General features: G+C 72.3%; 22 protein-coding genes and 1 tRNA gene. 13 read left to right on the top strand and 10 right to left on the bottom strand.

The genetic code is table 11. The features are described from left to right. Window positions 1–18 precede the first annotated feature (18 nt). On the top strand, window positions 19–975 hold the full coding sequence (locus ACWAUO_RS12620; RefSeq protein ID WP_460775879.1) for a 1,4-dihydroxy-2-naphthoate polyprenyltransferase: 957 nt from the start codon (window positions 19–21) through the stop codon (window positions 973–975). Between the two features lie 185 nt (window positions 976–1160). Here the strand turns inward: ACWAUO_RS12620 and ACWAUO_RS12615 are convergent, their stop codons facing one another. Continuing rightward, entirely contained in the window at window positions 1161–1460 is a 300-nt protein-coding gene (locus ACWAUO_RS12615; RefSeq protein WP_460775877.1) for a DUF4229 domain-containing protein, read from the bottom strand. Window positions 1461–1533: 73 nt separating this feature from the next. Here ACWAUO_RS12615 and ACWAUO_RS12610 point away from each other — a divergent pair, with 73 nt between their 5' ends. Then, the gene (locus tag ACWAUO_RS12610) at window positions 1534–1944 is read left to right on the top strand and encodes a PLD nuclease N-terminal domain-containing protein (RefSeq protein ID WP_460775875.1); all 411 of its coding nucleotides are present in this window, start codon (window positions 1534–1536) and stop codon (window positions 1942–1944) included. Beyond that, window positions 1941–3731: a 2-succinyl-5-enolpyruvyl-6-hydroxy-3-cyclohexene-1-carboxylic-acid synthase gene (gene menD, locus ACWAUO_RS12605; protein WP_460775873.1), complete on the top strand. Its 1791-nt coding sequence runs from the start codon at window positions 1941–1943 to the stop codon at window positions 3729–3731. Before ACWAUO_RS12610 ends, menD begins: the two co-directional genes overlap by 4 nt. Window positions 3732–4051: 320 nt before the next feature. Here the strand turns inward: menD and ACWAUO_RS12600 are convergent, their stop codons facing one another. Beyond that, window positions 4052–5296 (bottom strand): isochorismate synthase, encoded by a 1245-nt coding sequence (locus tag ACWAUO_RS12600; RefSeq protein WP_460775871.1) that lies wholly within the window; start codon window positions 5294–5296, stop codon window positions 4052–4054. Between the two features lie 97 nt (window positions 5297–5393). Between ACWAUO_RS12600 and ACWAUO_RS12595 the strand changes: the two genes are divergently transcribed. From ACWAUO_RS12595 to ACWAUO_RS12570, 6 genes are all read left to right on the top strand, one after another. Further along, window positions 5394–5945, top strand: a complete 552-nt coding sequence (locus tag ACWAUO_RS12595) for a hypothetical protein (protein ID WP_460775869.1) — start codon at window positions 5394–5396, stop codon at window positions 5943–5945. A gap of 140 nt (window positions 5946–6085) precedes the next feature. Further along, window positions 6086–6805: a demethylmenaquinone methyltransferase gene (locus tag ACWAUO_RS12590; RefSeq protein WP_460775867.1), complete on the top strand. Its 720-nt coding sequence runs from the start codon at window positions 6086–6088 to the stop codon at window positions 6803–6805. A gap of 47 nt (window positions 6806–6852) precedes the next feature. Beyond that, window positions 6853–7914, top strand: coding sequence for a polyprenyl synthetase family protein (locus ACWAUO_RS12585; protein WP_460775865.1), 1062 nt, complete (start codon window positions 6853–6855; stop codon window positions 7912–7914). A 50-nt stretch (window positions 7915–7964) separates the two neighbouring features. Next, complete coding sequence (locus ACWAUO_RS12580) at window positions 7965–9338, top strand: FAD-dependent oxidoreductase (RefSeq protein ID WP_460775863.1); 1374 nt, start codon at window positions 7965–7967, stop codon at window positions 9336–9338. 250 nt (window positions 9339–9588) lie between these two features. After that, window positions 9589–10782, top strand: a complete 1194-nt coding sequence (locus ACWAUO_RS12575; protein WP_460775862.1) for a multidrug effflux MFS transporter — start codon at window positions 9589–9591, stop codon at window positions 10780–10782. A gap of 105 nt (window positions 10783–10887) precedes the next feature. Then, window positions 10888–11865 (top strand): alpha/beta hydrolase, encoded by a 978-nt coding sequence (locus ACWAUO_RS12570; RefSeq protein WP_460775860.1) that lies wholly within the window; start codon window positions 10888–10890, stop codon window positions 11863–11865. Here ACWAUO_RS12570 and ACWAUO_RS12565 read toward each other — a convergent pair. After that, a complete protein-coding gene (locus ACWAUO_RS12565; RefSeq protein WP_460775859.1) occupies window positions 11859–13106 on the bottom strand; it encodes a chloride channel protein in 1248 nt (415 codons plus the stop codon). The two genes, ACWAUO_RS12570 and ACWAUO_RS12565, sit on opposite strands and share 7 nt — an antisense overlap. Window positions 13107–13279: 173 nt before the next feature. Then, complete coding sequence (locus ACWAUO_RS12560) at window positions 13280–13768, bottom strand: YajQ family cyclic di-GMP-binding protein (protein ID WP_460775857.1); 489 nt, start codon at window positions 13766–13768, stop codon at window positions 13280–13282. Between the two features lie 98 nt (window positions 13769–13866). On the opposite strand from ACWAUO_RS12560, the gene ACWAUO_RS12555 reads away from it, so the two are divergent. Then, window positions 13867–14397, top strand: a complete 531-nt coding sequence (locus tag ACWAUO_RS12555; protein WP_460775855.1) for a hypothetical protein — start codon at window positions 13867–13869, stop codon at window positions 14395–14397. 63 nt (window positions 14398–14460) lie between these two features. On the opposite strand, the gene ACWAUO_RS12550 is transcribed toward ACWAUO_RS12555, so the two are convergent. Continuing rightward, window positions 14461–16026 (bottom strand): phytoene desaturase family protein, encoded by a 1566-nt coding sequence (locus ACWAUO_RS12550; protein ID WP_460775853.1) that lies wholly within the window; start codon window positions 16024–16026, stop codon window positions 14461–14463. A 111-nt stretch (window positions 16027–16137) separates the two neighbouring features. Between ACWAUO_RS12550 and ACWAUO_RS12545 the strand changes: the two genes are divergently transcribed. The 3 genes from ACWAUO_RS12545 to ACWAUO_RS12535 all read left to right on the top strand — a co-directional run bounded on the left by ACWAUO_RS12545 (window position 16138) and on the right by ACWAUO_RS12535 (window position 17714). Further along, window positions 16138–16614: an FBP domain-containing protein gene (locus tag ACWAUO_RS12545; RefSeq protein ID WP_460775851.1), complete on the top strand. Its 477-nt coding sequence runs from the start codon at window positions 16138–16140 to the stop codon at window positions 16612–16614. A gap of 5 nt (window positions 16615–16619) precedes the next feature. Further along, a complete protein-coding gene (locus tag ACWAUO_RS12540; protein WP_460775849.1) occupies window positions 16620–17546 on the top strand; it encodes a PfkB family carbohydrate kinase in 927 nt (308 codons plus the stop codon). 83 nt (window positions 17547–17629) lie between these two features. Beyond that, window positions 17630–17714, top strand: a tRNA-Tyr gene (locus ACWAUO_RS12535). A 265-nt stretch (window positions 17715–17979) separates the two neighbouring features. On the opposite strand, the gene ACWAUO_RS12530 is transcribed toward ACWAUO_RS12535, so the two are convergent. The 5 genes from ACWAUO_RS12530 to ACWAUO_RS12510 form a co-directional block, all read right to left on the bottom strand. After that, complete coding sequence (locus ACWAUO_RS12530) at window positions 17980–18363, bottom strand: RidA family protein (protein ID WP_460775847.1); 384 nt, start codon at window positions 18361–18363, stop codon at window positions 17980–17982. After that, a complete protein-coding gene (locus ACWAUO_RS12525; protein WP_460775845.1) occupies window positions 18360–19655 on the bottom strand; it encodes a DUF3500 domain-containing protein in 1296 nt (431 codons plus the stop codon). Before ACWAUO_RS12525 ends, ACWAUO_RS12530 begins: the two co-directional genes overlap by 4 nt. Beyond that, window positions 19652–21274, bottom strand: coding sequence for a sugar ABC transporter ATP-binding protein (locus ACWAUO_RS12520; protein ID WP_460775843.1), 1623 nt, complete (start codon window positions 21272–21274; stop codon window positions 19652–19654). Before ACWAUO_RS12520 ends, ACWAUO_RS12525 begins: the two co-directional genes overlap by 4 nt. Beyond that, window positions 21271–22440: a sugar ABC transporter substrate-binding protein gene (locus tag ACWAUO_RS12515; RefSeq protein WP_460775842.1), complete on the bottom strand. Its 1170-nt coding sequence runs from the start codon at window positions 22438–22440 to the stop codon at window positions 21271–21273. The genes ACWAUO_RS12520 and ACWAUO_RS12515 overlap by 4 nt, the downstream gene beginning before the upstream one ends. A 72-nt stretch (window positions 22441–22512) precedes the next feature. Then, a complete protein-coding gene (locus tag ACWAUO_RS12510; protein ID WP_460775840.1) occupies window positions 22513–23547 on the bottom strand; it encodes an ABC transporter permease in 1035 nt (344 codons plus the stop codon). Window position 23548 lies beyond the last annotated feature (1 nt).

Genomic DNA, 23548 nt, shown 5'->3' with positions numbered 1-23548 from the left:
CGACTACGATTGCCCCTCGTGGCACGTAGCGCTCGCAAGCATCCCTCGAACCGTTCCGGCAACCCGCGGAAGCGGAACGCGCCGCCCACGCCGGCCGTGCGCCGCGCCGGGCTCGGCGACTGGATCGGCGCCGCGCGTCTGCGGACGCTGCCGCTCGGCATCACCCCGGTGCTCATCGGCACCGGTGCCGCCCGCGTGGTCGACGGTCAGTTCCACTGGTTGCTCGCGCTCGCCTGCCTCGCGGTCGCGGTGTTCCTGCAGATCGGTGTGAACTACGCGAACGACTACAGCGACGGCGTCCGCGGCACGGACGACTACCGGGTCGGCCCCGCCCGGCTCACCGGCGCCGGCCGGGCGAAGCCGAAGACGGTGCTGGTCGTGGCGTTCGTCTTCTTCGGCCTCGCTGCCCTCACCGGTCTCGCCGTCGTCGTCCGCACGCAGCACTGGTGGCTGCTGCTCGCCGGCGCCGCCTGCATCGTCGTCGCCTGGTTCTACACCGGCGGCAAGCGACCCTACGGCTACGCCGGGTTCGGCGAGCTGTTCGTCTTCGTGTTCTTCGGACTCGTCGCCACCGCCGGCACGACCTTCATCCAGGTCGGCACGGTCACGCAGGCCGCGTGGCTCGGGGCGGTCGCGGCGGGCCTGCTCGCCTGCGCCGTGCTGCTCGCGAACAACCTGCGCGACATCGAGCCCGACAAGCTCGCGGGCAAGCGCACCCTGAGCGTGCGGATCGGCAAGCGCTGGACGCAGGTGCTGTTCACGGTGTTCGTGCTCGTGCCGTTCGTCATCTCGGCGTTCCTCGCGCTGTTCTACCCGATCGCGTGGCTGACGCTGCTGGCACTGCTCGGTGCACTCCCGGCGATCCTCATCGTGTGGACGTACCGGCAGCCGAAGGAGCTCGTCGTCGCGCTGAGCGTGACCTCCCTCACCTCGCTCGCCTACGGTGCGCTGCTCTTCTGGGCGCTCATCGGCTGAGCGCGCGTCGCGCGGTGGTCGCCGCATCCGGGCGTCTTGGGTGGCGGTTGGCGCCGCATCCGGGGGCTTCGCGTGGCGCTTGCTGCCGCATCCGGGTGTCTCGGGTGGCGCTTGCTGCCGCATCCGAGCGGTCGAGGCGGCAGCACCTGCCACCTGACGCGCGGGGTCGGCGTCGCAGGTGGCGCTCAGCGGGGGTCGGTGTCGCGCGGTGCGGCGTCGTCCGCGGCATCGAGGGCCGCATCCTCGGTCGCCGCGTCCTGCGCGCCCGGCTCGCGCGGCATCCGCTTCGCCGGGAGGCCCGCGGTCGCCTCGGCGAGCGGGCGGCGGAGGAAGATGATCGACAGGCTCAGCCCGATGAGCGCCGCGAAGATGGCCGACAGCCAGTAGAACTCGCGCAGGATCGGCACCAGCATCATGAGTCCGAACGGCACGAGGAACACCAGGAGCCGCAGGACGGAGTACACGATGGCGGGACGGGCTTTCACCCCGCCATCCTACGGCCGGCCCCTGCGCGCAATCCCCGGCCGGTGCCCAGGTCCGGCGGCCTAGGATGGGACCGTGGCTAGGCTCCTGCTGATTCTCGCGCTGGTGGCCGTGGTCTTCTGGGTCTACAGCGTCGTCGACTGCGCGGTGCAACCCCCGGAACGGCACCGCGGCGTCAGCAAGGTGTCCTGGATGCTCATCGTCATCCTGCTCCCGGTCGTCGGCGGCATCCTGTGGCTGGCCGTCGGCAAGCTCACCCGTCGGGCGATCGCCGCGCGGCGCGCGCCCGACGACGACCCGGCCTTCCTGCGGTCGCTCAGCACGAAGGAGCAGGACGAACGGATCCGGCGCCTCGAGGCGGAGCTGGCGAAGCTCGACGCCGAGGAGGAGCCCAAGCCCGCCCCCGCGCCCGACGAGGAGCCGACCGACCCGGCCGACGGTCCCACCACGCCGCGCCGCCGCGACACCGACGACGACCTCTCATGACCGACGGCACGACCCCGCCCTCGCCGGCGACGGATGCCGCGGCCGCCCTGCTCGACGAACTCGTCGCCCGCGGCGTGCGCCATTTCGTCGTGAGCCCGGGGTCGCGGTCCCAGGCGCTCGCGCTCGCCGCCGCGCACCTCGAGCGCAGCCGTGAAGACGTGCACCTGCACGTGCGGATCGACGAGCGCGTGGCCGGGTTCACCGCCCTCGGCATCGGCCGGGAACTCCGGATGCCCGCCGTCGTCATGTGCACGTCCGGCACCGCCGTCGCGAACCTCCTCCCGGCTGTGCTCGAGGCGCACCACTCCGGTGTACCGCTGATCCTCCTCACCGCCGACCGCCCGCCGGAGCTGCGCGGTGTCGGCGCGAACCAGACCACCCGCCAGCCCGGGATGTTCGCCCCGAACGTGCGCCTGGACGCCGACCTGCCGGTGCCCGACGCGGCCGACCCCGACGGCACCGGTGCGCAGACCGCGATGCTCCGCCGCGTCGCCGTCGACGCCGTCGCCGCATCGCTCGGCGCGGGTGCCCGCGCGGCCGGCCCGGTGCACCTCAACCTGCCGCTGCGCGAACCGCTCGCCGGCGCACTGCCCGCGTGGTTCGCACCGGCTGCGGCCGGCACGGATGCCGACGGCGTCGCAGCCGCATCCGCATCCGACGACGACGCCCGCTTCGGCGCGCTGTACCAGGGCGGCGGCGGCATCGGCGCGGCCGACGAGCCCTTCCTCGGTGAACCGGTGCGCATCGAGCGAGGCCCGCGCACGGTCGTCATCGCCGGCGCCGACGCGGGCCCCGCCGCGGAGCAGCTGGCGCACGAGGGCGGCTGGCCGCTCGTCGCGGAGATCGTGAGCGGTGCGCGGTTCGGCCGGCAGATCGTCCACGGCTATCGGGAGCTCCTGCGCGAACCCGACCTCGGCGGCGCCGTCGAACGGGCGCTCGTCCTCGGGCACCCGACGCTGAGCCGCGAAGTGACCGCACTCCTCTCCCGCGACGACGTCGAGGTGTACGCCCTGCGCGGCACCGGCGAACCGCTGAACCTCAACGGCCGCACGGTCGCCGTGGACGGCTTCGCGGTCGACGACGGTGCCGCCGACCGCGCCTGGCTCGGTGCCTGGATGCGGGCGTCGCAGGCCGCATCCGTCGACCTCTCCCCGCCGGCGCCCGACGCGGAGGGACTCTCCTCCGCCGTGCCGGACAAGCGCCTCGGCGCCATCTCGGCCGAGCTCGGCATCATCCGCGCCCCCGTCGACCGCGAGACCCTCGTCGACGCGGTGTGGCGCGCCACCTGGCCGCACGACCGACTGCTGTTCGGGTCGTCACGGCTGGTGCGCGTCGCCGACCGGGTGCTCGGCGGCAAGAAGGTGCCCGTGCACGCGAACCGCGGCCTCGCCGGCATCGACGGCACCGTGGCGACCGGGATGGGCATCGCCGCGGCCAGTCAGGCCGGGGGCTCGCCCGGGGTGACCCGCGTGCTGCTCGGCGACCTCGCGCTGCTGCACGACGTCGGTGCGCTGCTGCTCCCGGCGGCCGAGACCGAGCCCCGCATCCAGGTCATCGTCGGCAACGACGGCGGCGGCACGATCTTCGACGCGCTCGAGGTCGCGCAGGTGGCAGGCGACGAGGCCATGCAGCGGGTGCTGTACACGCCGCACGAGGCGCGGCTGGAGCAGCTCGCGCTCGCCTACGGCTGGGAGTACCACCGGATCACGACCAGGTCGGCGCTCGACCAGGTGCTCACCTCGCCCGTGGGCGGCCGCCAGCTCATCGAGGTGCCGCTCACCCGCTGACGCATCCCGTCCCTCCTCCGGCTCGCCTGTCGCGAAGTGCGGTCGCGGGACGCGCATCCGGACAGGTGAGCGAAGCGGGATCCGGCTCGCCTGTCGCGAAGTGTCGCCGGCGCCCGCACTTCCGGACAGGTGAGCATGCACGTGTGTGCCGGCCCCGGATGCGGTGACCCGGACGGCCCCGGATGCGGTGTGCACAACTGCGGAGACGGTGCGCGACACGCCGCGGCGCCCGCATCCGTGGTCGGCGTGTCGGCGACGAACTCCGCAGTTGTGCACGGCGTCACGCACCGCGCACCACCCGGGACGGCGGGTCGGCGGACTCAGGCGAGGGCGTCGATGATGGGCCGCAGCTTCACCCGGGTCTCGAGGAGCTCGGCCTCGGGGTCGCTGCCGGTGACGATGCCCGCGCCGGCGTAGGCGGTCAGCGGCAGCCGGTCGCCGTCGGGGGCGCCGAACTGCGCGCACCGCAGCGCGATCGCCCACTCCCCGTCGCCGTGCGCGTCGATCCAGCCGACGGGCCCGGCGTACCGGCCCCGGTCGAAGGCCTCGAGCCGGCGGATCACCGCCATCGCGGCGGGCGTCGGCGTCCCTGCGACGGCGGCGGTCGGATGCAGCGCCGCCACGAGGTCGAGGGCGGACGCCGCATCCGACAGCTCGCCCTCCACGTCGGTCGCGAGGTGCCACACGTTCGGGAGCTTCAGGGTGAACGGCTGCTCGCCGGCCGCGAGCACCCGGGTGTGCGGGGCGAGGGCGGCGAGGACGCTCCGCACCGCGAACTGGTGCTCGTCCTGGTCCTTGGCGCTCGTGGCGAGCGCGGTCGCTGCGGCGACGTCCGCATCCGGGTCGGCCCCCCGCGCCGCGGTGCCGGCGAGCACGCGCGCGGTGACGGTGCCGCCGTGCACGGTGACGAGCGTCTCGGGACTCGCGCCCACCAGCCCGTCCACCGCGAACGCCCACGTGTCGGGGTAGTCGGATGCGAGCGAGCGCACGAGCCGGCGCAGGTCGGCGCCGACCGGTGCCGTGCCCACGACGTCGCGCGCCATGACGACCTTGCTCACCTCGCCCGCCGCGATGGCCGCAAGCGCACCGCGCACGGCGTCCTGGTACCGCTCCGGGGTCTGCACGCCGGGTCCGACCGTCGCCGACCAGTGCGGCCCGTACGGCTGCGGGTCGGGGTCGGAGCCCCACGTCTCGTCCTCACGACGGATGCGGGTGACCCACGCCCGGCCGTCGCGACGCCCCACGATGCGGTCGGGCACGACGACCGTGCTGGTGGCGCGGCCGCCGTCGAACGCGAGCGCGCCGAAGCCGACGAGTCCGGTGCCGGGCAGCCCCACCTCGTCGTCGATGCGCGCGGTCTCGGCGAACGCGCGCCAGCGCTCGCCGAGGGAGAGGTCGGCGACGGGACCCTGCAGCTCGACCGTGTGGCGGGCGCCGTGTCCGACGAAGCCGTCGCCCCGGCGCTGCCAGACGAGGGGGGATGCCGCCGGGGTGTGCAGCAGCAGGTCCTCGACCGGGTCGATCTCGCGGGTCTCGACCACCAGGCGGGGCAGGGATCGGGTCACCCCTCCAGCCTATGCGCGCGAGTGGGCGGTCGTGGCGGGTGACGGCGCCACGAGTGCCCACTCGCGCCGGAGGCCGGGGAGGGGCGAGACTGGCGGGATGAGCGCCGACCTCGTCCGTCCACGCCCCGGTGCGCCGGTGACCTTCCGCTGGCGCAAGTGGGACGGCGGGGTGCACTGGGTGCACGAGTGCGTGTACCTCGGCCGCGACCGGTACGGCGAGTGGGTGGGGCAGCTCGCCGGATGGCGGAGCGTGCGCCCTGGGCGCGACGTGACCGCGCCGGTGCCGAACGTCACGCTCGTGCCCGACAGCGGCGACTACGCGTACACCGTGAACGAGGCCGGACACCGGGTGCGCGTGTACATCGACCTCGCCTGGGACGTGCGGTGGTCCGACACGGTCGCCGACGAGTTCACCGGCATCGACATGGACCTCGACGTCGTGAAGGCGATCGACGGTCGCGGCCTCTGGATCGACGACCGCGACGAATGGGATGAGCACCGCGTGCACTACGGCTACCCCACCGGCGTGCAGCGGCACCTGGAGGCGCTCGCCGACGACCTCGAGGCCCGCGTGGGCGCCGGCGTCCCGCCGTTCGACGACGCCGTCCCCGACGCGTGGCTGGCCCGGCTGGCCGCACTCACCGCCTGACCGCATCCCGAACGCGCATCCGTTCCGCGAACGCGCACCCGATCGGATACGCACTCGCGGAACGGATGCGCACTCGCGCAACGGATGCGGGACGGATGCGGCCGCGCGCCGTGCGGGCGCACACCGCCTAGGCTGAACGGGTGAGCGAGCAACCCAACCGCGCCGACCTCGGCAAGGACCCCGCCCGGGTCTCCGGCATGTTCGACCAGGTGGCCGCCGCCTACGACCGTACGAACACCGTGCTGAGCCTCGGCAACGACAAGCTCTGGCGCGTCGCCACCACCCGCGCGGTCGCACCGCGCCCCGGGGAGCGGATCCTCGACCTCGCGGCGGGTACCGGGGCGAGCTCCGTCGCCCTCGCCCGGAGCGGCGCCGAGATCGTGGCCGCGGACTTCTCGCCCGGCATGATCGCCGAGGGCACCCGCCGGCACGGGCACATCCCGAACGTCACCTTCCAGCAGGCCGACGCCACCGCGCTGCCGTTCGAGGACGACACCTTCGACGCCGTCACGATCTCGTTCGGGCTGCGCAACGTCAGCGACCCCGACCTCGCCCTGCGCGAGATGCTGCGGGTCACCAAGCCCGGCGGGCGGATCGTGGTGTGCGAGTTCTCGCATCCGCAGCAGCCGCTGTTCAACCGGGTCTACCGCTTCTACAACGACCGCGTCCTGCCGATCGTCGCCCGCGGCGTGAGCTCGAACGCCGAGGCGTACGACTACCTCAACGAGTCGATCAAGGACTGGCCCGACCAGGCCACCCTCGCGGGCCGGCTGCGCGCCGCCGGCTGGACCGGCGTGGCCTACCGCGACCTCACCTTCGGGATCGTCGCGCTGCACCGCGGACGCAAGCCCGGAGCCTGAGCGCAAGCCCGACGTCCGCGTACCGTCACCCGGGTAGGCTGAGCAGTGTGACCCGGAGCCCCTCAGCGCCTGACGCGCGCCTCGCGAGCCGGCTCGGCCTGACCGAGCGCGTGTTCGCCGGTCCCGCGTCCCGTCGACTGCAGCGCACCGTCGAAGACGGCATGGCGCGCATCGAGTCGTATCTCGCCGATCAGCTGAGCGTGGCCGACACCCTCGCCGACGCGACCGGCAGGTACCTCTTCGAAGCCGGCGGCAAGCGGGTGCGGCCCATGCTGAGCCTGCTCACCGCCCAGCTCGGCGACGGCGCCACCGACGAGGTCATCGCGGCCGCCGGGGCGCTCGAGCTCACCCACCTCGGCTCGCTCTACCACGACGACGTCATGGACGGCGCCGACGTGCGCCGCGGGGTCCCCGCCGCGCACGAGGTGTGGGGCAACAATGTCGCCATCCTCACCGGCGACCTCCTCTTCTCACGCGCGAGCCAGATCATGTCCCGGCTCGGCGAGGGCGCCATCAAGCTGCAGGCCGACACCTTCGAACGGCTCGTGCTCGGGCAGATGCACGAGACCGTCGGCCCCACCGAGGACGACGACCGCGTCGCGTTCTACCTCCAGGTGCTCGCGGACAAGACCGGGTCGCTCATCGCGGCCGCCGCGGAGGCCGGGGTCATCTTCTCCGGCGCCGACGACGCGTACCGCGAGCCGGTGCTGCAGTTCGGCGAGAAGGCGGGCGTCGCGTTCCAGCTCCTGGACGACGTCATCGACCTCAGCGCCGACGCGGACGAGACCGGCAAGGTGCCCGGCACCGACCTGCGCGCGGGTGTGCCCACCATGCCGTACCTGCTCCTCGCACAGCGCACCGACGCCGCATCCGTCGACCTGCTCGCCCGCATCGACGACGGCGTCGCCCGCATCGCGGAGGGGGAGGATGCGGCCCTGCTCGACGGTCCGCTCGCGGAGCTCCGCGAACACGACGCCACCGACGAGACGCTGCGCCTCGCCCACACCTGGTCGCAGGAGGCGGCGGACGCGCTCGCGCCGCTGCCGCGCGGCGCGGTCAAGGAGGCGCTCACCCGCTTCGCCGAGGCCGTCGCGAACCGCAGCAGCTGACGACGACCGCCCCCGCGTGCGGGCGGATCGACCCCATGAAAGGACCATCCATGACCAAGCTCCGGCTGGCCATCGTCGGTGCCGGACCCGCGGGCATCTACGCGGCCGACATCCTGCTGAAGACCGAGCGTGCGTTCGACGTGTCGATCGACCTGTTCGAGCAGCTCCCCGCCCCCTACGGACTGGTCCGCTACGGCGTCGCCCCCGACCACCCGCGCATCAAGGGCGTCATCAACGCCCTCCGCGAGGTGCTCGACCGCGGCGACATCCGCATCTTCGGCAACGTGCGCTTCGGTGAGGACATCACCCTCGACGACCTCAAGCGTCACTACAACGCCGTGATCTTCGCCACCGGCGCCATCCGCGACGCCGACCTCGACATCCCCGGCATCGACGCGGTCGGCTCCTTCGGCGCCGCCGACTTCGTGAGCTGGTTCGACGGTCACCCCGACGTGCCCCGCGACTGGACGCTCGACGGCGAGTCCGTCGCCGTGATCGGCAACGGCAACGTCGCGCTCGACGTGTCCCGCATCCTCGCCAAGCACGCGGTCGACCTGCTGCCGACCGAGATCCCCGACAACGTGTACGAAGGCCTCAAGGCCTCGCGCGTCACCGACGTGCACGTCTTCGGTCGCCGCGGCCCCGCCCAGGTGAAGTTCACGCCGCTGGAGCTGCGTGAGCTCGGCGAGCTGCGCGACGTCGACATGGTCGTGTATGACGAGGACTTCGACTACGACGAGGCGTCGCTCGCCGCGATCGCCAGCAACAAGCAGGTCAAGGTGATCGACCGCATCCTGCAGGAGTGGCGTACGCGTCCCGGCGTGAACAACGCCGGCGGCCAGGCCTCCCGCCGTCTCCACCTGCACTTCTGGGCCCGCCCCGTCGAGGTGCGTACCGACGACGAGGGCCGCGTGGCCGAGTTCGTGTACGAGCGCACCCGGCCCGACGGGCAGGGCGGCGTCGAGGGCACCGGCGAGCTGCGCACGGTGCCGATCCAGCAGCTCTACCGTGCCGTCGGATACTTCGGCTCGCCGCTGAAGGACGTGCCGTTCGACGAGCAGCACGGCGTCATCCCGAACCACGAGGGGCAGGTGCTGCGGCCCGACTCGAACGAGCGGGTCCCCGGCGTGTACGCCACCGGCTGGATCAAGCGCGGGCCGGTCGGCCTCATCGGTCACACGAAGTCCGACGCGATGGAGACCATCCAGCACCTGGTGAACGACCAGGGCTCGTGGTGGCAGCCGGAGGACCCGTCCGAGGCCGGCATCCCCGCCCTCCTCGCCGAGCGCGGCGTCGCCTGGACCGACCTCGAGGGCTGGCACCGGCTCGACGAGCACGAGATCGCCCTCGGCGCCCCGCACGAGCGGGCGCGCATCAAGGTCGTGCCGCGCGACGAGATGATCCGCGTCTCCCGCGGGGAGTGAGCCGCGGCGCCCGGTCGTGCTGGAGCAGGCCGGGCGTCGTCCGCATCCCCTGACCGCCTGCCACCGGATTCGGGGATTTCAGCGGATGCGGACGGGTCACCGGATTCGGGGATTTCACCGGATGCGGACGCGATCCGTGCATCCGCTCCGAATCCCGTGACTTCTCCGAATCCCGTCGCGCCGCCCGCGTCTGTGGATCCCGCGTCCCGACGGGTAGGATCGTATATGATCCAGGGACGGACGGAGGCGTATGCGCGACAGGCTGACACCCGGGCTGCTGGCCACGCTCGGATTCACCGCCAGCGTCGGTCCGCTCGCGACCGACATGTACCTGGCGTCGTTCACCGACATCGCGCAGGAGTTCTCGGCGCCGGCGTCCGGGGTGCAGCTCACCCTGACGGCGTTCCTCATCGGCGTCTGCCTCGGGCAGCTCTTCCTCGGCCCGCTCTCCGACCGGTTCGGCCGCCGACCGGTGATGCTCATCGCGCTCGCCGTGTTCGCCGCCGCCGGCGTCGGCGCGACGTTCTCGGTCAGCATCGAGATGTTCGTCGCGCTGCGGGCCGTCCAGGGGTTCTCGGGAGCCGCGGGCGTCGTCATCGCGCGGGCGATCGCCGCCGACCTCAGCACCGGGCGCACTGCGGTCCGTGCCCTGAGCCTCATCGCGATGGTGGGGGCGCTGGGGCCGCTCCTCGCGCCCCCGATCGGCGGGGCGGTCGCCGAGGTCGCCGGGTGGCGCGGCGTCATGGCGGTGCTCGCCCTCGCCTCGGTCGCGATGTTCGTGGCGGCCGCGATCATGGTGCCGGAGTCGTTCCCGCGCGAGCGACGGCGGCCGGGCGGCATGGTTGCCGCGTTCGGCGCCTACGGGCACCTCCTGCGGGACCGTGCGTACGTGGGCTACGTCGTCGCGTTCGCGACCTCGTTCGCCGCCATGCTCGGCTACATCTCCGCATCCCCGTTCGTCGGGCAGCGCATCCTCGGGATGAGTCCGTTCGTGTACGCACTGAGCTTCGGTGCGGCCGGCGCGGCGCTCGTCCTCGCACAGATGACGAACGCGCGCCTCGCGCCCCGGGTCGGCCCGCGGCGGATGCTTGTCGTCGGGCTGTGCTGCAGCGGGGTGGCCTCGCTCGCCTTCCTGCTGCTCTCGCTCACCGGGTCGCTGTCGATCCCGACGTTCATCGCGTCGGCGTTCGTGCTCACCGGGGGCACCGGGTTCATCATGTCCAACTGCAGCGCCCTCGGGATCGCCCGCGCCGACGCCACGCGCGGCGCCGGCGCCGCACTGCTGGGCTCCAGCCAATTCCTCATCGGGGCGATCGCCTCGCCGATCGTGGGGCTCTGGGGCGAGGACACCGCGGTGCCCATGGCGGTCGTCGCGGTGGTGGCCGTCGCGGTCGCGACCGCCGCCGCATCCGTCGCGCTGCGGTCGGACCGGGCATCCGCGTGAGCGACCGTCTCACCCGGGGGGCGTGCCCGCGCCTGGAGTGCCGCGCAAAGCCGCGCTGACGCGGGCCCTGCGGGGGAGGTCGGGACGGCCGCCTAGGCTGACGGTATGCGCGATGGGTGGGGGCCCGACATCCTCGGGACGGGGTACGAGCAGCGCACGCTGCCGCTCGGCACCGACGACGAGGGCGAGCTCGTCGCGACCCTGGTGCGTCGGCGGCGCGACCCGCTCGGGATGCTGACGGGACCCCTGCACGACGTCGACGTGCTCTACATCCACGGCTGGTCGGACTACTTCTTCCAGCGCGACGAGGCGGACTTCTGGGCGCGGCTGGGCGCCCGCTTCCACGCGCTCGACCTGCGCAAGTACGGCCGGAGCCTGCGCGAAGGGCAGACACCCGGATACGTCGCCGACCTCGAGGTGTACGACGCCGACATCGCCGCCGCGCTCGAGGCCATGGGTCGCGGCCCGCGCACGACCCGCCGGCTCATCGTCGTCGCACACTCCACCGGCGGCCTGATCGCGACGCTGTGGGCGGCCCGTCACCCCGGTGTCGCGGACGCGCTCGTGCTGAACGCCCCGTGGCTCGAGCTCCAGACCGGGTCGTGGGGCAGGCAGGCCCTCGCCCCGCTCGTCACCGTGCGGGCGAAGTACGACCCGCTGGGCACCCATCCGGTGGTCGACCTCGGGTTCTACACGCGCGCGCAGCGCGAGGTCGGCACGCTGCCCGACGCCCCGGACGGCTGGCGGCCCGAACGCGGCTTCCCCACGCATCCGGGCTGGCTCAACGCCGTCATCGAGGGGCACACGGCCGTCGCGCGTGGCGTCGACGTCGGCTGCCCCGCCCTGGTGCTCCTCTCGACCCGCTCGACCGCGCCGCTGCGGTGGCTGCCCAGCATGCTCGAGAGCGACTCGGTGCTCGTCGTCGACGACATCGCCCGCGCGGCGCTGCGCATCGGGCGGGTCGTGACGGTCGCCCGCATCGAGGGGGCGTTGCATGACGTGTTCCTCTCCGCGCCGGAGCCGCGCGCGACCGCGTTCCGGATGCTGCGCGACTGGGCGGTGGGGTTGCCGCGCGGTCAGTAGGCGCCGGTGAGGCGCGTGCGCTCGATGAGCCGGCCGACGAGTGCGGCCCCCGCCACCGCGACGATCACGGGCCCCGAGAAAGCGAGCCCCTGGCCGGTGAACTCGAGCACGAGCACGACGGCGGTGATGGGCGCCCGGATCGCGCTCGCGAGGAACGCGGCGGCGCCCACCACCGCGAACGCGGCGAGCTCGGTGCCGGGCCAGACCATGCTCCACAGCGCCCCGGTGAGCGCCCCGAGCGCGGCGCCGAACGCGACCGAGGGCGTCATGGTGCCGCCCGCGGCGCCGGCGGCGAAGGTGGCGAGGGTCGCGACGAGCTTCACCGCGATCACGAGGGCGAGCAGCACGAGCAGGGTGCGGGCGTCGAACGCCGTCGTCGACAGCGCCCCGCCGTCGCCGAGCACCGCGGGGAGGGGCCAGGCCAGCAGGCCGACACCAGCGAACACGAGCGGCATGACCCACAGAATGCGGGTGCCGGTCGGCCGGTGCCGCACGGCCCAGGCGGTGGTCCGGGTGAACCAGGCGCCGCCGAGCCCGAGCATGGGGCCCGCGATCACGGCCCACAGCCACAGCGAGGGGGTGGCCTCGAGCGCGGTGAGCTCGAACAGCGGACGGTCGGGCACCAGCATCCGGCCGAGGAGTGCCGAGACCACCGACGTCGTGAGCGCCATCACGATGACCTTCGTGCGGAGTCCGAGGTACAGCACCTCGAGTGCGAAGATCGCGCCGCCGAGCGGGACGTCGTACACGGCGGCGAGTCCGGCGCCGGCGCCGCACGCGACGAGGGCACGGCGTTCGCCCGCGGAGAGGCCGGTGCGGTCGCTCAGCCACGCCCCGACGAGGGCGCCGAGCTGCCGGGGCGCGAGTTCGCGGCCGGTCGAGGCGCCGAGGCCGATCACCGCCATCTGCAGGAGCGCGTCGAGGGTGGTGCGCGCCGCGGGTGTGCGGGCACCGGCGACGACCTCCTCGTCGGTGCGGACGCGGTCGCCCCGCCGCAGCAGGTACCAGCCGACCGCGCCGACGACCCCTGCGACCAGGAGCGCGGTGAACCGTCGCCACGGCGGAGTCGCCTCGAACGACGCGAGCAGGGACTGGCCCGGCTGATGCGCGAACGCCAGCCACGCGGTGACGTTCAGCACGGCGACGATCGCGATGCCGGCGAGACCCGCGCCCACGCCGACGCCGAGCGTCACGAGGCCGAGGCGGAGGAACCGGCGTGGCACGGGGTTCGCGGAGGTCATCGTGCCGTGCCGTCCTTCCGCTGGATCACCGTCCCGCCGAACCTATCGGATGCGGTGCGGCACCCTCGGTCGGGGGCCCGGCGACCACCCGAAAACAGGAGAAATCCCGAGACCAGGAGCATCCTGTGCGGATCGTCCTGTTCTCGGGATTCCTCCTGATCCCGGGTGCGGGGTCAGCGGTAGTTGACGAACTGGAGGTCGACGTCGAGGTCGGCGGCCTTCAGCAGCCGCTGCACCTCCTGCAGGTCGTCGCGGCTCTTGGACTGCACGCGCAGCTCGTCGCCCTGGATCTGCGACTTCACCGACTTGGGGCCCTCGTCGCGGATGATCTTGGAGATCTTCTTCGCGTTCTCGGAGGAGATGCCCTCCTTGAGGGTGGAGGAGATGCGGTACTCCTTGCCGGATGCGGTGGGCTCACCCGATTCGAGGCTCTTCAACGAGATGCCGCGCTTGATGAGCTTGGTCTGGAAGACGTCGAGGACGGCCTTGGCCCGCTCCTCGCTGTTCGCCTTGATGAGGATCGACTCGCCGCTCCACTCGATCGAGGCGTCGGTGCCCTTGAAGTCGTAGCGCTGCTCGACCTCCTTGCGCGCCTGGTTGAGGGCGTTGTCAGCCTCCTGGCGGTCGATCTTCGAGACGATGTCAAAACTGGAGTCGGCCATGCTGCGATTCTACGGCGAGGCCGAAGCCTGCGCCCGGATGGACGGCCGCCATGGAAACCGCGACGGCGAGGTCGGACGGGCGTGGCAGGGTGAAGTGCATGAAGCTGCATACGAAGCTCGGGATCGCGGCGGTCACCGTCGTCGTCATCGCCGGCCTCGTGGCCCTGCTCCTTCCGGTGCTCCTGCCGTTCCTGCCCTCGAAGGCCCAGGCGGTGCTCGGCGGGACGATCACGACCGTTCCGGGCACCGTCGACGAGCTCCTCGAGGTGGCGGCGCTCGACGACGAGGGCGGCTACGGCGACATCCGCTACACCCATGAACAGGTCGACGAGGAGTACGTCGCGGCCGCGTCGATCTGGCCGTGGCGGCTTCCGCCCGGATGGGGGTTCCCGAAGAACCGCGGCGTCGCCGACGTGCCGGGCGCGCACTGGAACGGGATGGGCGTACAGGCCGCGTTCTCGAAGTGGGCCGCCACGGCGCTCGACGTGGTCGAGGCCGGCGACCTGGAGCCCGACGAGGCGAATGCGCTGCTCGACGAACTCGAGTCGGCCACCCGCATCCTGCTGGATGAGGGCGTGCTGTCCGACCGCGCGTTCATCGCCCGCGACATCGAGCCGCTGCGACAGTGACGCCGGCCCCGGAATGACGCCGCTGCGACAGTGACGAGCGCCCCGGCCTGACGCGGGCCGCGCTCAGCGGCCGAGCAGCTCCAGCGCCGCCATCGCGGCGTTGTGCCCGCCGATCCCGCTGACCGCGCCGCCGCGCCGGGCGCCCGATCCGCACAGGAGCACACGTTCGTGCGGGGTCGCGACGCCCCACCGCTGCGCCGGGGTCTCCAGTGGTGCGTCGTCGTCCGCCCACGGCCATGCCAGCGACCCGTGGAAGATGTCGCCGCCGACCATCCCGAGCGACGCCTCGAGGTCCGCGGTCGTGCGCGCCTCGATGCAGGGGGTGCCGTCCGGCGCCTCGAACAGCACGTCCGCGATCGGCTCGGCGAGCACCGAGTCCAGCGAGCGCTGCGCCGCCGAGAGCAGCGCATCCCGGTCCGCGTGGCCCTCCGCAACCAGCCGGTGCGGCACGTGCAGGCCGAACAGCGTGAGGGTCTGCGCCCCCTGTGCACGCAACTCCGGGCCGAGGATCGACGGGTCGGTGAGCGAGTGGCAGTAGATCTCCGCCGGAAGCGGATCCGGGATGCCGCCGCCGGCCGCGGTCGCGTGCGCGGCGTCGAGCTGGCTGAGGGTCTCGTTGATGTGGAACGTGCCGGCGAACGCCGCCTCCGGTGACACCGTCGTGTCGTGCAGGCGGGGGAGGCGCCGCAGCAGCATGTTCACCTTGATCTGCGCACCCTCGGGCACCTCCGCATCCGTGCCCGCCGCCCCGCCGGCCAGGAGCAGGCGGTCGAGCACCGCCGGGCCGACCCCGGACAGCACGAGCCGGGCACCGATCGTCTCGCCGTCCTCGAGCACCACCTCGCCGTCGGGAGAGATGGCGGTCACCGTGGCGCCGGTGCGGATCTCGGCGCCCGCCTCACGGGCCGCGCGCTCGAGGGCGCCGGAGACCTGCCCCATCCCGCCGACGGGTACGTCCCAGTCGCCGGTGCCGCCGCCGATGACGTGGTAGAGGAAGCAGCGGTTCTGCCGGAGGCTCGCCTCGTCCGCCGACGCGAAGGTGCCGATGAGGCCGTCGGTGAACGCGATGCCCCGGGCGATGTCGGTGTCGAGGGAGTCGCGGAGCAGCCCGCCGAGAGGTCGGGCGACGACGGCATCGAACAGCGCGTCGTCGCCGAGCGCGGCGCGCACCTCGCGCTCGCGACGCAGCGGCTCGGTGACGGTCGGCCAGAGAACCTGCGCGAGCGGCGCGAGTCGGTCGGAGAACGCCGAGAAGCGCTCGGCCTCCTCGGCCGATCCGGTCACGCTGACGAAGCTCGCGACCGTCGCCGCCTCGTCGCCGCGGTCGACGAGGATGCCGCGGGTCGGGTCCACCGGGGACGGCGTGTAGGACGAGTACCGGCGGCGCTTGAGCGTGATGTCCAGCCCGAGGTCGTCCCGGATCCGCTGCGGCAGCAGGCTCACGAGGTAGGAGTACCGCGACAGCCGCGCGTCGACCCCCGCCCAGGGCCGCTCCGAGACCGCCGCGCCGCCGACGTGATCGAGACGTTCCAGCACCGTGACGGTGCGTCCGGCACGGGCGAGGTAGGCGGCGGCGACGAGGGCGTTGTGTCCGCCGCCGACGATGGCGACGTCGCGGATGCTGGTCATGCGCGACACGTTACCGACGCGAAGCGACTCGGATGTTTCGGCCGATACACCACATCGGTGGTTCTGCGGAGGAGTTGCCTCGGGTGGGCGGGGGCTTCCTAGACTGTGCGGATGCGTCCCCTCACCGAACACGAGCTGAAAGCGTGTCTCGTCAACGTCGATGAGGTCGAGCGGGAGCAGGTGGGCCTGCCGCACGATTGGCTCATCCTCGACTGGGACCATCTGGACTTCCTCGCCTGGCGCGACCCGCACCTGCGCGGCCGCGGGTACCTGGTGATCGAACGCGACGGGCGGCCGACCGGCATCGCACTGCGCGCCGCCGACGGCACGAGCCGTGCCCGCGCCGCCGTCTGCAACGTCTGCCACACGATGCGCCCGGGCGACCACGTCACGCTGTTCACCGCGCGCGTGCCCGCTCCCGCGGAGAAGAGCATCGGCACCTATCTGTGCAGCGACCTGACCTGTCATGAGAACGTGCGGATCGCGCCGCCGCTCGCACCGAACGAGATCCGTGCGAGCGTCGACCGGCGCATCGACGGCACCAAGCACCGCGCCGAGGAGTTCCTCGTGCGGGTGACCGAGTCCTGAGGGGGATGAGCGTGGGGGAGACCGGCCGCGTGGTCGTGATCGGCGATGCGCTGATCGACGAACTGAGGGATGCCGCCGGCGTCCGCGAATTCGTGGGCGGCGCCGCGCTGAACGTCGCCGTGGGGCTGTCCCGCCTGGGGCTGCCGACGGCGCTCATCGCGATGGTGGGCGACGACGAGGCCGGCGAGCACATCCGCTCCTACCTCGACGACTACGGTGTCGACCTCCTTGCGTCGCCGTCGCCGCTCGGCAGCTCGCGGGCCGTGAGCACCCGCACGGCGGGCGAGCCCGTGTACGAGTTCAATGAGGCGGCCCGAGGGCGCCGCATCCGGTTCGGTGACGCGGAACGGGATGCCGTTCGCACCGCCGCGATCGTCGTGGTCACCTGCTGGCCCTTCGACGACGCCGAGCAGACCGCGGAGCTCGAGGGCGTGCTCGCCGACGCGACGGGCCTCGTCGCGGTCGACCCCAACCCGCGCACCGGCATGGTGCGCGACCGCGACGACTTCACCGCCGGGTTCGCGCGGATCGCCGCGAACGCCGACCTGGTGAAGATCGGCGACGACGACGCCGCGCTCCTCTACGGCGAGTCCCTGGATGCGGTCGCCGCACGCCTGCGGGCCGACGGCGCCTGGGCGGTGCTCGCCACCCGTGGCGCGGACGGCGCGTCTGCGCTCGCCGACGGGGTCGACGTCGCCCGTCCGATCTCGACCGCGCCCGCCCCGATCGTCGACACGATGGGTGCCGGTGACGCGGTGCTCGCCTCCGCCGTCGCCTCCGTGCTGTCGCAGTGGCCGGACGACGACGAGGGGTGGGGGCAGCTCCTCGCCACCGCGATGGACGTGGCCGCGGCGACCTGCCGGTTCGAGGGTGCGCTGCTGCGGCTGCCCTCCGCGTTGTCCGGTCTCGACCACGGACGCTCCGGCAGCTGAGCCGATTTCGATCCGCCGCGCAGGTTGGGTACTATGGGTACTCGCGCCTCCGGTCGACTGTACAAGCCGGGCGGGTGCGCCCTGGCAGGTTACCCAAGCGGCCAAAGGGATCTGACTGTAAATCAGACTGCACTGCATTCGGGGGTTCGAATCCCTCACCTGCCACCACCAAAAGGCCCCCGCGGAGCGGGGGCCTTTCCCGTTGCGCCTGCGCGGTTCGCCCCGCCGCCCCGGCTCGCCGCTCGCGGGCATTCGCCCGTCGCAAATGCAGGGTGTCACGGCGCAGCATCCGTCATTCGCGACGGATGAACACGTGCTCACCTGTCGCGAAGTGCGGCGCGCGGCAGCAGCGAGCGACAGGGGAGCGGGAAATGAGGAGGGCCCCCGCGGATGCGGGGGCCCTCCTCATCTCCCTGTGCGCTGGGAAACCTGTTCAGCCGAGCACGGCGATGACGTCGGCCTGCACGAGCAGCCCGTTGTCGAGGTCGGCCTTCACGACGTGCCGCGCGGGGCGGGATGCGGGGTCGGGGAACATCGCGAGCCACTCGCGGTTCAGCGCCTCGCGGTTGCGGAACTCCGCGAGCCACACCGTCATCTTCATGACGTCGTCCGTCGTGCCGCCGACCTCCGCCATGAGCGCGCGCACGTGCCGGAACACGTTCACCACCTGCTCGTCGAGCGTGGCGGGCAGCTCGCCCGTCTCCGGGTCGCGGCCGGTGAAGGCGCCCGAGAACACGAACGGACCCTTGCGACTCGCGGCGGGGATGGGGTTCGCATGCCCGAAGCCGGGCAACTCGATGGACGTGCGGCCGGTCATCGCGGGTTCTGACGCTCCCATTCGGCCAAGTATGCCTTGCCGTAGTCGTTGCCGTTCGGCAGCCGCAGGCAGGTGTGCACGTGGAACCGCGCGGGCAGCTTGTTCGACAGCCAGACCCCGGCGTGGTTGTCGAGCTCGGCGAGCACGACGGGGGACTGGATGCGGAAGTACACCGGCTGCGACCCGTCGACCGCGCCGTACCAGGAGAACCACGTCTCCTCCAGGTGCGCGTCGTACTCGGCCATGGTGCGGGCGCGCTGCTCGGGTCGCAGGAGCAGGTGGAAGTCCTCGACGATGTCGCGCAGCATCCGCTGCTGGTCCGCGTCGAGCTCGGTGGCTCGGATGCCCTCGACGGGGACGACGCGGTTGTCGCGGAACGCGCCGCCGACGTGCCGCTCGTCGGCCGGATGCAGCCGGCCCTCGGGCATCCGGGGGTCGAGCACCGACTCGAACACGACCGCCTGGGCGCGCTGCGCGTCGGTGAGCGATCCGGCGAGTTCCAGCGCGAGCCGCTCGCGGTCCGCGAACAGCGGCGGGCGGCCCTCGGCGATCGCGGGCTCGCCGCCGATGAACACCGGCGCGACGACCTCGCGGCCGCCGACCACGACGAAGTTCAGGCACACGTGGTGCCCGAACAGCTGCCAGCCCCACGGGGCGTCGACGGCGGGCGTGCCGAAGACCGACACCCAGAACGACCGCTCGTTCATCACGTTCGTGAGTCCGGTGAGCTCGCCGAGGTAGCCGTTCAGGGCCATCGCCTCGCGCACGCGGGCGGTCCCCTCCGGGCTCAGGGATGCGGCGAGCAGCTCCAGGAATGCCTCGGCCTGCGCATCCGCGAGGTCTTCGAGCCGGATGCCGTTCCGGTGGAACACGAACTCCGGGTTCGACCAGCCGCGCCACTCCGGTGCGTCGATCGGGTACTGCACGCGCGAACGCTGCTCGGGGTAGAGCGACGCGAGGAACGCGGTCGCGGCCGCCACCGACTTGGGGTCGTTGGTGTCGCCGGCGGGCAGGGGGTAGAGCCCCTCCCGGACCGTCCCGTCGGTCGTGATGCCGACGAACGGCTCGGCGTACATGCCGTCCCAGTCGTCGAGGAGTGCGCGCAGGAACTCGTTGCCCTTGCGCTCTGCGGTGAACCGCTCGTACGTCATGGCGCGCCAGGGCGCGAGCTCCTCGGAATCCAGCGGGTAGAGGTAGTCGCGGAAGTCCTCGGTCTCGAGCAGCACGGCCTCGTCGCGGCCGCTCACGCGCGCCGTGGTGAAGAAGCCGTCGATGTCCTGGTCGTCGGTCACTCCCCGTCCCCTTCCGTCGAGGTGCCGGCACCCCGGTCGCGCAGCCGCGCGCGGGAGCCGTTCTTGTAGATCGCGGCGACGATGTCGTCGGGCGTGAGCGGTGCCTTCAGCTCCTGCGTCACCACGCCGCCCTCGAAGACGAGCACGCGGTCGCAGAGCATCGACAGCACGTTCTCGTCGCCGTCGGCCACGAGCACATGGGCGCCGGACTCCGCGGCGTCGTGCACGGCGCCGACGATCGTGCGGCGGGCGCCGACGTCGACGGCCTGCGTGGGCTCGTGCATGAGCAGGAGCGTGGGGGAGGTGGAGAGCCACTTCGCCAGCAGCACCTTCTGCTGGTTGCCGCCGCTGAACGTGCCGACGACCGCATCCGCGCGCGGCGGGCGCACGTCGAGCTGCCCGATCCATTCCGCGGTGCGCCGGCGCTCGGCCGCGCGTCCGTTCGGCAGCAGGGAGCCCTTGCGCAGGGAGGTGTGCGGGAACGACACGTTCTCCGCGACCGTGGCCTGCATCGCGAGCCCCGCGTGCTCCCGGCCTTCGGGGAGGAGGGCGATGCCGTGGCTCATCGCGGTCGAAGGCTGGAGGCCGGGGATGCGGAGGCCGGCGGCCGGTCCGCCGGGCAGCCGGATCGTCCCGTCGGCGGCGCGCTTGGCCCCGGCGAGCAGGTACGGCACGTCCTCGTAGCCGGAGCCGGCGAGCCCGGTGACGCCGACGATCTCGCCGGCGCGCACGTCGAGGTCGACGCCGTCGACGAGGTCGCTGCGCAGCCCCGTGACGTGCACGGTGGTCTTGTCGTCGAAGCTCGCGGCGACGCGGGAGGTGTGCGTCTCGACGTCGCGACCGAGCATGATGGCGGTGAGCTCCGCCTCGGTCAGCCCCGCCACGTCATGGCCGGATGCGGCGGTGCGGCCGTCGCGCAGCACGGTCACCCGGTCGGCGGCGTCGAGCACCTCCTCGAGCCGGTGGGTGATCATGAGGATGCCGGTGCCGGTCGAGACGATCTCGTCCAGCAGGGTGAAGAAGTGCTCGAGCGACCGGCGGCTGAGGGCGCGGGTGGACTCGTCGAAGATCATGATGCCGGAGCCCGATTCCGCATCCTGCAGGGCGCGGGCGATCGCGACGGTGGAGCGCTCCTCCTCGTGGAGGTCGGCGACCTTCGCATCCAGCGGCACGGAGCGGCCGATGCGGGCGAGGGAGGCCTCGGCGTCGGCGCGCTCCCGCTTCCAGTCGATGCGGTGCAGCACGCCGCGGCCCTTGAGCCGGCCGATGCGCAGGTTCTCCAGCACGGTGTACCCGGGGAGCAGACCGAGGTTCTGGTGCACGGTCGCCATGCCGCGGCGGCGTGCTTCGTCGGGGCGGACGGGCAGCTCGAACGGCTGCCCGTCGATCGACACGACGCTTCCCGGGTCCGGCGTGTAGAGGCCGGACAGGATCTTCGCGACGGTCGACTTGCCCGACCCGTTCTGCCCGACGAGGGCGTGGATCTCACCCGGACGCACGTCGAACGCCACGTCCGTGAGCACCCGGCTGTTGCCGAAGGTCTTGGACAGCGACCGGACTTCGAGCCGGGCCGGAGGGGCGGACGTGACCGTCCGCCCCTCCGGGGTTGCGTGCGTCACTGCCACAGCGCCACGAAGTCCTTCTTGAACGACGTCGGGCCGAACCACTCGCCGGAGAGGACGGCCTCCTCGGTCAGGTTCTCGGGCAGCGTGTCCTGCGTGAACAGGCGGATGGGCTCCTCACCCGGGACCATCTCCTCGACGGGGGTGCCGGTCAGCAGGCGCAGGATGGTGTCCGCCTGGCGGTAGCCGATGAACGCGCTCGGCTCGGCGGCGACCGCGGCGAACTGGCCCGCCTTGACGCCCTCGATGGCGCCGAGGGTCGCGGAACCGGCGAGGAACTTCACGTCCGTGCGTCCGGAGTCCTGGATCGCGCCGGTCGCCTGCGGGATGTACTGGGCGAAGTCGGTGAGCAGGTAGCCGATCTCCGGGTTGCTGATGAGCTCGGCGGCGATGTTGCCCTGGAGCTGCGCCTGGGTAGCGGTCGAGATGTCGACCGTCGCGGCCACGGTGCAGCCGGGGCAGTAGGTCGGCAGGTCCTCGAGCGCGTCGCTCATGAACTTCGACGACCAGTAGCCGTCGGCGGAGCGGCTGACGAGGATGACGGCCTCGCCGTTCGAGTCCTCGGCGATCCAGCGGAGCATCGCCTCGTCGGTCGCCGGGGCGCCGGAGGGGATGTAGGCGAGGGTCTCGTCGGCCGGGAAGTCCTGCTCGTTCGGACCCTGGTTGGTGATGACGACCGGGAGACCGGCCTCGCGGGCCTTCGTGAACGCCTCTGCCCCCATCTGGTAGGGGAGGGCATCGGCGATGACGCCGAGCGCGCCGGCGGCGATGGCCTGGTCGACGCACGAGGCGATGTTCGCCGGGTTGCCGTCGGCCGGGCAGGACTGCACGGTGATACCGACCTCGCCGAGCGCCTCCTGCAGCGACTCCTGGATCGCGGCGAACACGGGGGCGCGGAGGGTGATCGGCACGTAGAACACGGTGCCGCCGGCGAACGCGTCGGCGCCTTCGATCGGCTCGGTCGGCAGCGGGTACGACTCGGCCGGCTGGGTCACCGTGGCCAGGTAGGCGGCGTTCTCCGACTCCTCGGATGCGGCGGCCGTGGTGGTCTCGGCGGCGGGTGTCGAGCTGGAACACCCCGCGAGCGCGAGGGCGGCGGAGGCCACCGCGACGAGGGCCATGCCTCCGCGGCGAACGGAACGGTTGTTCTTGCTGATCTTCATGTGATGCACTTCCTTCTTGACTTCGTCGGCAACGGAATTGCTGTGTCGGATGGATACGGGTGGGTGGTACGTCTATCTGGCCCTTCGGCCGAGCACCGTGGAGACGGTGACGGCGATGATCAGCACTGCGCCGTAGAACACGTTCGGCACCCAGATGTTGGAGTTCGTGCCGATGAGTGCCAGCTGCAGGCCGAGGGTTCCGGTGGCCAGGAAGTAGGCGGCGATGAAGGAGCCGAGCGGGTTGAACTTGCCCGGGATGAGGATGGCGGTGCCGAGGAACACGGTCGCGAACATCGGCAGCAGGTAGGTCTGCGCGGTCGCCGCGTCGAACCCGCCGATCTTCGCGGCGCTGAGGACGCCGCCGAGGCCGGCGATGACGCCTGCCGCGACGAACGAGCCGAGGCGGATGCGGTTGACCCGCACGCCTGCCAGACGGCTGACCTCGCGGTTCTCGCCGACGAAGCGCATGTTCCGCCCGAGCGGGGTGAACTGGAGCACGTAGGCGAAGCCGAGCATGAGCACGAGCCCGATGAAGAAGCTGACGGGCAGGCCCAGGACATCGGTGTTCACGATCGCGGTGAAGTCCCGCGGGATGCCGCTGATCGGCTGCGCGTTGCTCACCCAGATGCACAGGCCCGCGAGCACCGTGCTCATACCGAGTGTCACGACGATCGTGTTCACACCGGCCTTGACCACCAGCAGCCCGTTGATGAGGCCGATGAGGGTCGAGGCGGCGATGGCGATGAGCGCGGCGAGCCAGACGTTCGTCTGCAGGTTCACCGCGAGTACCGCGGTGATCGTGCCGGCAAGGCCGTAGTTGGCCGCGACCGACATGTCGACGAACTCCCCGACGATGATCGTGCAGAGCAGACCTGCCGCCAGGAAGATGATCTCCAGCTGGCCGCTGAGGATCACCCGCGGGACGCCGGGGGTGAGGAAGCGCTCCGGGCTGAGGAACGCGAACACCACGATCATCAGGATCCAGACCCCGATCACCGAGAACCGGGATGCCCACCAGCCGAAGTCGAGCGGGGTGCGTTGCGGTGTGATGGCCGCGGAGGTGACCGTGAGGGTCTCCTTCTCCTTGGGAGAGGTGAGGTTCGTCATC

It is taken from the genome of Microbacterium sp. GXF7504 (assembly GCF_054798235.1).
The sequence above is the reverse complement of the archived record's forward strand: the minus strand, read 5'-3'. Positions and strand labels throughout refer to the sequence as shown.